Origin of the sequence: Neisseria lisongii, assembly GCF_028463985.1 — a bacterium.
Classification (GTDB): Bacteria; Pseudomonadota; Gammaproteobacteria; order Burkholderiales; family Neisseriaceae; genus Neisseria; species Neisseria lisongii.
Window position 1 is genome coordinate 1595227 of sequence record NZ_CP116766.1, and the last position, 12549, is coordinate 1607775.

9 protein-coding genes are annotated in these 12549 nt (G+C 54.8%); 3 read left to right on the forward strand and 6 right to left on the reverse strand.

The features are described 5' to 3' along the window. Nucleotides 1-136: 136 nt before the first annotated feature. On the forward strand, nt 137-1459 hold the full coding sequence (gene argA / locus PJU73_RS07335; protein ID WP_237091700.1) for an amino-acid N-acetyltransferase: 1323 nt from the start codon (nt 137-139) through the stop codon (nt 1457-1459). Between the two features lie 240 nt (nt 1460-1699). On the opposite strand, the gene PJU73_RS07340 is transcribed toward argA, so the two are convergent. The 3 genes from PJU73_RS07340 to PJU73_RS07350 form a co-directional block, all read right to left on the reverse strand. Next, nucleotides 1700-2662, reverse strand: a complete 963-nt coding sequence (locus PJU73_RS07340) for an IS110 family RNA-guided transposase (protein ID WP_443094073.1) — start codon at nt 2660-2662, stop codon at nt 1700-1702. A gap of 628 nt (nt 2663-3290) precedes the next feature. Then, nucleotides 3291-4205 carry a peptidylprolyl isomerase gene (locus PJU73_RS07345; RefSeq protein WP_237091818.1) on the reverse strand — a complete coding sequence of 305 codons (915 nt, stop codon included), beginning with the start codon at nt 4203-4205 and terminating at the stop codon, nt 3291-3293. Next, a complete protein-coding gene (locus tag PJU73_RS07350) occupies nt 4202-6595 on the reverse strand; it encodes an LPS-assembly protein LptD (protein ID WP_237091817.1) in 2394 nt (797 codons plus the stop codon). The genes PJU73_RS07345 and PJU73_RS07350 overlap by 4 nt, the downstream gene beginning before the upstream one ends. A gap of 70 nt (nt 6596-6665) precedes the next feature. Between PJU73_RS07350 and amgK the strand changes: the two genes are divergently transcribed. Beyond that, nucleotides 6666-7670: an N-acetylmuramate/N-acetylglucosamine kinase AmgK gene (gene amgK, locus PJU73_RS07355; RefSeq protein WP_237091816.1), complete on the forward strand. Its 1005-nt coding sequence runs from the start codon at nt 6666-6668 to the stop codon at nt 7668-7670. Between the two features lie 89 nt (nt 7671-7759). On the opposite strand, the gene PJU73_RS07360 is transcribed toward amgK, so the two are convergent. Next, nucleotides 7760-8467: a thiol:disulfide interchange protein DsbA/DsbL gene (locus PJU73_RS07360; RefSeq protein WP_237091815.1), complete on the reverse strand. Its 708-nt coding sequence runs from the start codon at nt 8465-8467 to the stop codon at nt 7760-7762. A gap of 348 nt (nt 8468-8815) precedes the next feature. Here PJU73_RS07360 and murJ point away from each other — a divergent pair, with 348 nt between their 5' ends. Continuing rightward, nucleotides 8816-10354 carry a murein biosynthesis integral membrane protein MurJ gene (gene murJ, locus PJU73_RS07365; protein ID WP_237091814.1) on the forward strand — a complete coding sequence of 513 codons (1539 nt, stop codon included), beginning with the start codon at nt 8816-8818 and terminating at the stop codon, nt 10352-10354. A gap of 125 nt (nt 10355-10479) precedes the next feature. Here murJ and trpC read toward each other — a convergent pair whose 3' ends face one another. Both trpC and PJU73_RS07375 read right to left on the reverse strand, forming a co-directional pair. Further along, nucleotides 10480-11262, reverse strand: coding sequence for an indole-3-glycerol phosphate synthase TrpC (gene trpC / locus PJU73_RS07370; protein ID WP_237091813.1), 783 nt, complete (start codon nt 11260-11262; stop codon nt 10480-10482). Nucleotides 11263-11543: 281 nt separating this feature from the next. After that, nucleotides 11544-12521: a YheT family hydrolase gene (locus PJU73_RS07375; protein ID WP_237091812.1), complete on the reverse strand. Its 978-nt coding sequence runs from the start codon at nt 12519-12521 to the stop codon at nt 11544-11546. Nucleotides 12522-12549 lie beyond the last annotated feature (28 nt).

Below are 12549 nucleotides of genomic sequence, written 5' to 3' on the forward strand. Positions count from 1 at the left end.
CAATACACACAGCAGCACGTTTCCCCTATTCTGCAAAAGAACAGGGGAAACGGTTCTGTTCAATCTTTCCGGCCTGTTTGCCGCCGACAGCACAATGCGTTTTTCAGACGGCCTTCACTGCAAGGATTTCAAGCATATGAATCCCACCCGCAACTTTGTCAGCGACTTTCGCGAAGCCGCCCCCTATATCCACTATCTGCGGGGCAAAACTCTGGTTGTCGGCACGGTTTCCGGCCTGCTGGCGGGCGAACCGCTCAAACGCCTTGCCGCCGATTTCAACCTGCTCGCCAGTTTGGGCGTGCGGCTGGTTTGGGTACACGGCGCACGCTGCCAGATTGACCAAGTGATTACCGAACACGGCGGCACGCCGCAATATTACCGCCACCGCCGCATCACTGACGACACCACGCTGACCCACGCCAAATATGCCGTCGGCGCATTGCGTTACGACATCGAAGCTGCCCTGTGCAGCAGCCTGCCCCAGTCGCCCCGCCGCAGCAAACCGCTGACCGTGGCGGCGGGCAATTTCCTGTCCGCCCGCCCGCTGGGCGTGATTGACGGCATCGACATGGGTTACAGCGGCGTTATCCGCAAAATCGACACCGAAGCCGTCCTCAACCGCCTTGACCAGCAGGCGCTCGTCCTCATCAGCCCGATGGGTTATTCCCTCAGCGGCAAAACCTTCAGCCTCGATATGTACGAAGCCGCCGCCGCCCTTGCCGTGGCGCTGAAAGCAGAAAAACTGATTTATCTGGTCGGACAAGACGGCATTTTAGACAGCGAAGGCCGTCTGAAAACCAACCTTTCCGCCCAAGAAGCCACCGACTTGGCGCAACAGCAGCCCGACAGCCCGCAAAGCCGCCTGCTGCGCCACGCCGTCCACGCCGTTGAAAACGGAGTAACCCGCAGCCAGATTCTCAACGGCTACCAAGACGGCGGCCTGCTGCAGGAACTGTTCACCCGCAACGGCAGCGGCACGTCCATCGCCCGCAACGCCTTTGCCAAAGTACGCCAAGCCGACAGCCTCGACATTCCCGACATCATGGCGCTGATCCGCCCGCTGGAAGAACAAGGCATACTCGTGCGCCGCAGCCAAGCCTATCTCGAAACCCATATCCACACCTTCTGCGTACTGGAACACGACCGCCACATCTACGGCTGCGCCGCCCTCAAAACCTTTGCCGGACACAACAGCGGCGAAATCGCCTGTCTTGCCGTTTCCCCCGACACCCGGGACGGCGGCTGCGGCGAACGCCTGCTCGAACACCTCTGCCAAGCCGCCCGCCGCCAAGGCCTGACCCGCCTGTTCGCCCTCTCCACCCACACCGGCGAATGGTTTGTCGAACGTGGCTTCCAACCCGCCGCCCCCGAAACACTGCCGCCCGAACGCTATCAGGAATACACCGCCAACGGCCGCAATTCCAAAGTATTCGTGTATCCCTTGGGCGAAACGGTATAAAACAAAATATTGGCAACCAACGCCATACACAAAGTTACACCCTAACCGCAGGCCGTCTGAAAACCAACAAAAAGTCCGGTTTTCAGACGGCCTGCGGTTGAATATAGTGGATTAACTGAATAATCCATACAATTTAATCCGGCACTTGTAGCAACTGTATTTTTCACCCCGTCGGGCAAAAATACAAAAACGGTTAGTCTGAAGGCCGGTCTAAACAAAACCGGCAATACTTCAACATGATCAAACAGCACTCACTGCCGCCAAACGATCCCGCATCATCGCATTCAGAATCGTCAGCAGCTTACGCATACAGGCCGTTACCGCCACTTTGTACGGCTTACCCCGCAAACGCAGACGTTGGTAGAAGTCCTTAATCCTCGGTTCGTAGTGTGCCGCCACCATCGCCGCCATATACAGCGTTTTGCGTACAGCACTGCGCCCGCCGAAACAGCGGCTTTTAAACTTCATTGTGCCGCTTTCTTTCACATAAGGGGCGACACCTACCAAACCGGCAATCTGTTTATGCGATACTTTGCCCAATTCCGGCAACATCGCACATAAGGTCGCCGCAGTAGTCGGGCCGATACCTTTGATGCTTTGCAGCAGACTGCTTTTGTCGCCAAAATGAGTGTCGTTATGTTCTTCGATCTGTCTGTCCAAAGCAGCAATTAGTGCGTCGAAATGTGCGATCAGTGCTTCAACACTTTGAATCTGTGTTTCATGTACCTGCTGCAAACGGTTTTTTTCGGCACTGCGCATTTCAACCAGTTGAGTGCGGCGGCTGATTAAGGCTTCGAGGATTTCTTCTGCCTCACTCGGCGGCGTATAGAGCTGCCGTTCCCAATCGGGCTTTTGTGTGATTACCTGTGCGTAAAACGCCAACATTTTGGCATCGGCCGCATCGGTTTTGGTGAGTGATTGCGACTGTGCGAATTGGTGCGTCTGACGGGGATTGGCAATGATGACTTTGAATCCTGCCCGGTGCAGTGCTTTGGCCAATGGGATTTCCAGTCCGCCGGTGCTTTCCATCACAACCAGTGAGACCTGATGTTTTTTCAGGTATTCGATGGTGTGGAGAAAGCCTTTTTGGTTGTTGGTCTCGGTTTTGGTCTTTTTGGAAGACGTGATGCCGATAACGAAGTTTCGTTTGGCGATGTCGATACCGCCGTAGTTTTGGGTACTCATCATAAACCTGTCTTGCATTCGGTTGTGTTGTCGGGCAACTGTCCGGTTGTGTTGATGGGTTGCCCGGCTTCCCTAAGCTACACAGCGGTTGTTGAACCTTGGGTGCGCACGGGTGGCGGCCGGGCGGGTGTTGCTTGTTATGATACTGGAAGTTGGATATACAAGGGTGCGAGCCAAAGCACGCACCTGTTCTGTGCGTTTTATATAGTAAATCAACCGAATTTCTAAAACATTTCAAACTCAACACGCCCGTCATTCCGACACACGTCGGAATCTATTTCAACGGCTTAGGTAACTATTTTTCTTTACGGTTTCTGAATCTGACAGATGGATTCCGACTTGCGTCGGAATGACATGGGTGTCTGAAAATCGTACGGTTTATTAAGTGAATCCACTATATGTCGAAGCCGTCTGAAAATCTGACTTTAGCTGCGCAGAAACTCACTTTGCTCGTTTTCAGACGGCTTCATGTGGAATTTAAAGTACACGTGCCTGCTTAGGCAAGCACGCTACACACCGTTCCCCGTCCTGCTGGCGGGAAAGGGGATTCACTTGGGTTGTAATATTTTTTTGGTTAATTCGCTATATAAGAAACGCCCGCACCGTTTATCGGTTGCGGGCGTTGTTCGATGGTTATTCGGGCGGTTTATCGGACATCGATATAGGCACCGCTGTGCAGTTCCTGCAGCAATTCGATGGTTGCCTGTTGGGCTTTTTGCTCGGAAATGTATTGGCGGACGGCGTTGTGGCGGCGTTCTTCAGGCGTGCCGGCATCCCGGACTTCGTTGAGTTTGATGATGTGCCAGCCGAACTGGGTGCGTACGGGGGCGCTGATTTGGCCGGCTTTGAGTTTGTGGACGGCTTCTTCAAACGGTACGACCATCATGCCGTCTGAAAACCAGCCCAAGTCGCCGCCTTGGGCGGCGCTGCCGTCTTGCGAGTATTCCCGTGCCAGTGCGGCGAAATCGGTGCCGCTGCGTGCCTGATGGTGGATTTTGCGGATGGCGCTTTCGGCGGCTACGGCGGCGTTGTCGCTGTCGGCTTTAACCAAGATGTGTTGGGCGCGGTATTGGCGCAGCGGTTCGCCCTCGGGTAAGGCAATGCCTTGGGCGGCGGCCTGTTGGATAAAGTGTTCGACTTCGGCATCGCTGACACGGCTGTGCTGCATCACGGCCTGCTGGCGGACTTTTTCCATTATCAGGAGGTCTTTCGCTTTATTGCGGTCGGATGCACGACCTTTTTTCAGCGCCGGATTGTGTGCCAGTACGGCATCGATTTCGGCATCGGTAACCGGAATGTTGCGGCGTTTGCCTGCCTGAACAATCAGCGATTGGTTGATCAGTTGCAACAACACCTGTTCTCTGAACTGGGCTTCTTCGGGCTGCGTGCCTTTGGGAAGGTTGCGGCGGGCATCGGCAACGGCTTCGTTCAACTGGCGTTGGGTAATGACTTCGTTGTCCACTACGGCGGCAATGCTGTCGGACGCTTTGATGTCGGCTGCCTGTGCGGCGTGGAAAGACAGACCTAAGATGAAGGCGGCTGCCAAGGGTTTGATATTCATGGTTTCATTACCTCGTTTGGTTTGCTGTAGCCGGGAACGGCCAAGCGGAGTTGTTCGAATGGGCTTTTGCCGATGCTGCTCAAGTCTTTGAGCTGCAGGTTGAAAAAGACGGCGTTTTTGCGGCTGTTTTCGCCGGTTACATAACGGTGGCCGACCACGCTGGCGCTCCAGCAGCCGCAGCCGCTTTTATACTCTACACCGGCCAGCATTTCCAATGGTTTTTTGACGGTGATTTCGTAATTGTAGCGGGCGACGGCATACAGGTTTTTGCTCAGCGGCCATTGTGCGGCCACATCAATCTGTTTGAGTTTGTCGTAAAGATAGCGTCCGTTGTCCTGCAGATAAATCCGCTCGTTATGGCCGTATTTGTAACGCAGGCTCAAGACTTTTCCGGCTTCGGGGCGGTAGCGCAGGCCGACGGCGTATTGTTCCAAACGGCGCTGGTTGCGGTTGTAGTGGATGTCGGTATCCAGCCGCACGCTGTCGGTCAGATTGCCGTGGGCAAAGGCCACCCAGTCGGAACTGTTGCGCTCGTTGCGGCCGATGCTGCCGTCCAGCAAGACATTGTCGTTTTTCAAGTAAAACTTCTGCCCGATACCCGCCCGCAGGATTTCAGCGCCGGTAATGGGGTTCAGCAGGCGGCTCTGCACGGCGGCGGACAGGCTGTTGGCGGCATTGATCCGGTCGCTGCCGGAATAAAGGTTTTCACGGAACAGTTGGTCGTAGCTGAAACTGTTTTCCGATGAATCGAAATTCGGCAAATCGTTTTGCGACTTGGTCGGAATATAGTTGTAAAACAGTCGCGGCTCAAGGGTTTGCAGGTATTCGCTGCCAAACAGCCGTTTGTTGCGTTCAAACGTCATGCCGCTGTCGAGGCTGAACATCGGCAACGTGCGGCTGAGGTTGCGGGACGGCTGGTCGCCGAAGCGTTTCAAATCGTAATACGTGGCATTCACGCCGATTTTCGGCCGCAGATAACCCCATTGGTTGTGGAAATCCCATTTAATGCTCGGGTGCAGCACGGTACGGTAGGCGCTTTGTTTGCTGTCGTGCGAAAAATGGGTGAACTGGCCGAACAGATTGACTTCGGCATTACCGATGTTTTTGTGCCAACTGCCGCTCAAGCGGGGCAAAATGGCATAGGGTTCGTCTTTGTAGCCCAGCTCGTTGGCAAGGGTTTGGTATTTCTGCACACTCACCGTGCTGCCGAAGCGGCCGCCCCACAGGGTATTGTTGTATCCCAGCCATGCCTGCCGGTTGAGATTGACATAATCAGTCAGGTTGGTGCGGTTGTAGAAATCCCGATAATAATCGTTGTCGGACACCTGATTGAAGTCCACGCCGCCGCTCAAATGGGGGGCAAACTGCTGGCGGTGCTGCCATTTGAAGCGGTAGCGGTTGTCGTGTTCGCTTCTTTTGTCGGACGGCATCCAGTTGCCTTCGACTTCGCCGCTGTATTTCGGTTGCAGATAACGCAGTTCGCCGCCCAAACGAACGCCCCGTGCGCTAACGATACTGGGCGTGAGCGTGGCATCGAGATTCGGCGCAAGGTTGAAATAATACGGCACATCCAGCGTCAGGCCGTCTGAACCGGTGGCGATGGTCGGCACCAACAATCCGCTTTTGCGGTTGCCGTTGAGCGGGAAATCCGCCCACGGCGTGTATAAAACCGGCACGCCGCCGAACACCAGCGCCGCATGTTTCGCCACGCCGATGCCGCTTTCCTGATCGGCTTCCACGCTTTCGGCACGGATATACCACGCCGCATCGCCCGGTGCGCAAGTATTGAATTTGGTATGAATCAGTTTGTAGCGGTTATGGCCGCTGATTTCCGCCTGTTTGCTCACGCTTTGCAGACGGCGGCCTTCGTGTTCGGCTTCGAGGCGGACGTTTTGCGTGGTGCCGTTGCCGGTATCCAGATTATAGGTGATGATGTCGCCGCTGACGGTTGAGCCGTTTTGATACAGCGTAAAGGTATCGCCGGCGGTTACGGTGTTTTCCGCCTGATTGTAGTGTACTTGCGGGGCGTTCAGAATATCCTGATTGCGTTCGACAATTACATCGCCCTGCGCTTTGACTTCCACACCGGTCTGACCTTCGATATGGTCGGCGGTAATGCGGGTATGCTCGGGCGGCGCATCTTCGCCGCTGCGGCGGATTTCGGGTTGCGCTTCGGGCTTGAGGTTTTCAGGTTCGCAAACCAGACAGGTGCTGCCCAAAGACAGTTCGGTATCGCTGCCTTTGCTGCCGACAGCCGTTTCCGCCGCTTCGGGGCGGGCGGCGGTTTCGGTTTCGGGCAAAACAGACACATCGGACTGCGCCGCAGCCGCTGCGCTGAATGCCACGCCCAAGGCCAGCACCAGAGGTTTGAGTGAAAATAAACGCACCAAAATTACACCTTAAATCGGTTTTGCCAGTTAGAATAGCGGTTATTTTAACCTGAAAAACAGCGAAACTGCTATGCAACGACAAATTGAATTGAAGAATTGGCTGGCAACCGTTTATCCCGACCGTGAATTTGAACTGAATTTTGCGGCGGCGGATGCCGATTTCCGCCGTTATTTCCGTGCCGCATTTTCAGACGGCCAAACCGTGGTCTGTATGGACGCTCCGCCCGAAAAAATGAGCGTTGCGCCGTATTTGAAGGTGCAAAAACTGTTTCAGATGGTCAATGTGCCGCAGGTGCTGCACGTTGATGAAGCGCTGGGCTTTATGGTACTCAACGATTTGGGCAACACCACTTTTCTCACCGCCATGCAGCAGGAAACGTCCGAAGCCGCCCACAAGGCACTGCTGCTGGAAGCGATTGACGAGTTAATCGTCTTGCAGCAGGCAAGCCGTACGGGCGAATTGCCCGAATACGATCGGGAAGTGATGTTGCGTGAAATCAATCTGTTTCCCGAATGGTTTGTCGCCAAAGAGTTGGGCAAAACCCTGACGTTCAAACAACGCCAACTCTGGCAACAAACCGTCGATACCCTGCTGCCGCCACTGTTAGCACAGCCCAAAGTATATGTTCATCGGGACTTTATCGTCCGCAATTTAATGCTGCAAACCGGCCGCCCCGGCGTGTTGGATTTCCAAGATGCGCTCTACGGCCCGATTGCCTACGATTTGGTGTCGCTGCTGCGTGATGCGTTTATCGAATGGGAAGAAGAGTTTGTGTTGGACTTGGTAATCCGCTACTGGGAAAAAGCCCGTGCCGCCGGCCTGCCCGTGCCTGCCGAATTTGACGAATTCTACCGCTGGTTTGAATGGATGGGCGTACAGCGGCACTTGAAAGTCGCCGGCATTTTCGCCCGCCTGTATTATCGGGACGGCAAAGACAAATACCGCCCCGAAATCCCCCGCTTCCTCAACTACCTGCGCCGCACCAGCCGCCGCTATACCGACTTGGCACCGCTGTATGCCCTGTTGGTCGAGCTGGTCGGCGATGATGAATTGGAAACGGGTTATACGTTCTGATTTTTGCTCGGCACAAAAAACAAGGCCGTCTGAAAACGTGTTTTCCCGTTTTCAGACGGCTTTTTGATTGATAAGCAAATGCCTGCGGTTTATTTTTTCGCCGCTTTCTGTTCTTCACGCACTTTGTCCACCAGCAGATCGATGGTGTTCATGCCTGATTCCCAGTCGCTGAATTTCACCACATATTTGCCGCCGACAATCACAGTCGGGGTGCTGGCGATTTGGTGTGCCATCACCAGTTTTTCCATTTCGTCGGCACGTTTGGCGCTTTCAGGCGATTCAAAGGCGGCCAGTACTTTTTTGCCGTCAAATTCGGTTTGTTCGTCCAGCCATTTTTTCAAAACGTCAGAGTTTTCCCATTCAATTTTACGATGGACAACCGTATCAAAAATCAAATGATCGGCGGCGGCACGCTGGCCCGCCATATCCACGGCGGCCGACAGGCGTGCCAGCGGTTTCATGGCTTCGTCCCATACCACGTGTTCAGAACGCAGATAGGTATCGTCTTTAAAGGTTTTGACGTGTTGGCTCAACACCGGCTCCAAGTGGGCGCAATGCGGGCAGAAATAGCCGAAAAATTCCAACACTTCGACTTTGTCCGCCTGCTGCTGGGCAATCGGGTTATCCAACACGGTATAGTTTTGCCCTTCGACCAAACCCGAAGGGGCAACGGGCGCAGGAGCGGAAGCGCTCGGGGCGGAGGCCGCTTCGGCCGGTACGCTAGATTCGGTTTTGCCGCCGCAGGCTGCCAAGGCAAACAGGCCGGCGGTGAGCAGGGAAACGGTTTTTAACTTCATAATCTTCTTTCAAACAGGAAAATCAAACGGAAACAGACGGATTTTATTGTATTTTCGCCGTTTGATGAACTGCCTTTTGCGAAAAAGCGTTTTTCCGTTGGGGAAACCGCTGCCGCCGCCCTGATCACGGCACGCATTTTTCACACCCGAGGCTTGAGAATGGCGTACAATATGCCGTTTTATATAGTGGATTCACGATAGTGAAATAATCTCAAAGCACTACAGCGTCAGCTTCGCCTTGTATTGCTTTGGGCTTAATTTCACCATCACACTTTATTTTATGCCGTCTGAAAACCGGCAAAGCGGCTTTTCAGACGGCCTCATCATTGCAACCATTAAGAGTTTTTTATGAACCTACTCGGAGCTTTGGCAAAAGTCGGCAGCCTGACCATGGTTTCCCGCATTTTAGGCTTTGTTCGGGAAACGATTATCGCCCGCACTTTCGGCGCAGGGGCGGTGTCGGACGCTTTTTTTGTCGCTTTCAAACTACCCAACCTGCTGCGGCGCATTTTTGCCGAAGGTGCATTTGCACAGGCATTTGTGCCGATTCTGGCGGAATATCGGGAAACCCGTTCGCCCGAAGCAACACGGGCATTTGTGCAGCACGTCGCCGGTATGCTGTCGTTTGTCTTGGTATTGGTTACCGCCGCCGGTATTTTGGCGGCACCGTGGATTATCTACGTTTCCGCACCCGGTTTCAGCGCCGACCCCGACAAATTCCAACTGTCGGTAGATTTGCTGAAAATCACCTTTCCCTATATCTTATTGATTTCACTATCGTCTTTTGTCGGCTCGATTCTCAATGCCTACGGAAAATTCAGCATTCCGGCATTTACACCCACGTTTCTGAATATCTCGTTTATCGTTTTTGCCCTGTTTTTCGTTCCCTATTTCGACCCGCCGGTCAAAGCGCTAGCGTGGGCGGTATTTGTCGGCGGCGTGCTGCAGCTTGGCTTTCAACTCCCGTGGCTGGCAAAACTCGGGTTTTTAAAACTGCCCAAGCTGCGTTTTTCCGACCCTGCGGTCAAACGGGTGATGAAACAGATGGCACCCGCCATTTTAGGGGTCAGCGTGGCGCAGATTTCGCTGGTAATCAACACCATTTTCGCTTCGTTTCTGCAATCGGGAAGCGTGTCGTGGATGTATTACGCCGACCGCCTGATGGAACTGCCCACCGGCGTACTCGGCGTGGCGCTGGGTACGATTCTGCTGCCCACGCTTTCCAAACACGCCGCCGGCAACAATACGCAGGAATTTTCCGGGCTGCTCGACTGGGGGCTGCGCCTGTGTATGCTGCTCACGCTGCCCGCCGCCGTCGGGCTGGCGGTGTTGTCGTTTCCGCTGGTCGCCACTCTGTTTATGTACCGTGAATTTACCCTTCACGATGCACTGATGACGCAGCACGCCCTGATTGCCTATTCATTCGGCCTGATCGGACTGATTATGATTAAAGTGCTGGCACCCGGTTTTTATGCCCGTCAAAACATCAAAACTCCGGTAAAAATCGCTGTTTTTACGCTGATTTGCACGCAACTGATGAACCTGCTGTTTGTCGGCCCGCTGCAGCACGTCGGCCTCTCGCTCGCCATCGGGCTGGGGGCGTGTCTGAACGCAGGGCTGCTGTTTTTCCTGCTGCGCCGCCACGGCATCTACCAACCCGGTAAAGGCTGGACGGTGTTTCTGCTGAAAATGGTAGCGGCACTGATGGTAATGGGCGGCGGCCTGTGGGCGGCACAAACCTATTTGCCGTTTGACTGGGTACACGCCGGCGGCTGGCAAAAAGCCCTGCACCTGTGCCTGCTGATTGCGCTGGGCGGCGGCCTCTACTTCACCGCCCTCGCCCTGCTGGGCTTCCGCCCGAGACATTTCAAACGCTCGGAAATTTAAAATCATGCCGTCTGAAAATAGATAAAACAGGTTTTTGATAAACCCCGATTTTCAGACGGCCTCGCAACACAAACGGCACGGTTATCCCGTGCCGTTTAATGTTTCGCAATCATTCAAAAGCCGTTTTAAAACAGCTTCTTCACTTCCGCTTCAATATCGTCCGCCCGCATAAAGGTTTCGCCGATCAGGAAGGTATGCACACTGTGGCGGCGCATAAAGTCCACATCGTCTTTGTTGCGGATGCCGCTTTCGGTTACCACGGTTTTGCCGTCCAATTCCGGAAGCAGATCAATGGTTTGCTGCAGGGAAACGTCAAATGTGCGCAGGTTGCGGTTGTTTACGCCCCACAGCGGCGTGGTCAGACGGCGGCATTTTTCCAGTTCGTCCGCATCGTGCAATTCCAGCAAAACCGTCATGCCCAATTCATGCGCCACCTGCTCGAAATGCTGCAACTGCTCGGCTTCCAAAGCGGCGGCAATCAGCAAAACGGCATCTGCGCCCCATGAGCGTGCCTGATAGATTTGGTATTCGTCCACCATAAAATCTTTGCGCAACACCGGCAACGACACCGCCGCCCTTGCCTGTTTCAGATATTCGGGTGAACCTTGGAAATACGGCTCGTCGGTCAATACCGACAAACACGCCGCCCCGGCACGCTCGTATGCCTGCGCAATTTGGGCGGGCTGAAAATCGGCACGAATCAGGCCTTTGCTCGGGCTGGCTTTTTTGACTTCGGCAATAATGGCGGGCAGATTTTGACGGTGTTTGTCGTGCAGCGCCGCCAAAAACGGGCGCACGGCAGGCGCAGCGGCGGCACGCTCTTTCATTTCGGCAAGGGAAACGGCGGCTTTTTGGGCGGCCACTTCTTCGGCTTTGGTGGCAAGAATTTTATTCAGAATATCAGTCATTACAGTTTCTCGTTCGGATTAAAAAATGGCGGGATGTCGGGATTTGTCTTTTAAAAATCAGGCGGCGGGTCGGCTTTAAAGACACTGGTTTCACAGATAAAATCAGTAAATCCGCTATCGTGAATCAACCAAAAAATATTATCACGCAGCGAGCCACCCTTCCCCTAACCCCTTCCCGCCAGCGGGACGGGGAACAGCGTATAGGGCAAACTTATTGACCGCCAAACTATTAGCAGCTTGTACAGAAAATTAGGTGTTTCAACTATATATACACTCAATTTTCAGACGGCCTGTCCGCCTTCAAAGCGGGCGAAATACGCCAGCAGGGTTTCGGGCAGCCAGCGGATGTGCAGTTTTCCCGCCGTTTGGCCGACAAAGCCGACATGGCCGCCGTGGGGCGGTTGCAGCAGGGTTACGCTGTCGGATACTTCGGCGGCATCAGGCAGGGCTTCGGGCGGTAAAAACGGGTCATTGACGGCATTGAGCAGCAACAGCGGGCGGCGGACAAACGGCAAATACGGTTTGCACGATGCCCGCCGGTAATAATCGTGGCGGTCGGCAAAACCGTGCAGCGGGGCGGTAAACAGGTCGTCAAATCCGCCCAAGGTGCGGCAGTTTTTCAGCGCCGAGGCCGTCTGAAACGGCATGTCGCCGTGTTCCGCCAAAAACTGCTGCGCTTTGGGCAACAGCGTATTCAAAAAATAGCGGGTGTACAGCAGGCGGGTTGCGCCCCGCTCGAAGCGAGTTCCCGCCGCCGCCAAATCCAGCGGGGCGGACACGGCCGCCGCCGCTCTGACCGGCGCTGCTTCGCCCGCTTCGCCGAGGTATTTTGCCAACGCATTGCCGCCCAGCGACACGCCGGCGGCGTAAACCGTCGGGTAACGGCGTTGCAGCGTGTGCAGCACAAAACCGATTTCGCTGCTGTCGCCGGCATGGTAAAACACCGGCGCTCGGTTGGCAACGCCGCCGCAACTGCGGAAATGCACCACCACTCCGTGCCAACCCCGTTTGGCGGTTTCGTGCATCAGCGCCGCCGCATAATGGCTGCGGCTGCTGCCTTCCAAGCCGTGAAACAGTACCACCAGCGGTGCGCCGTCCTGCCCGTCGATAAAATCGTAGGCAACCTGCGCCTGCCCCGTGCTGTCGGGCAACAATTCCCGCCGGTAAGCGGGCGGCGACGGCTGCAGCAATTTGGCAAACAGCGTGTCGGCATGGCCGTTGCGCAGCCACAGCGGGGGATTTGGGGCGGTATCGAGCATAGTCGGTGCGGCGGTCGGAGATTTAAAA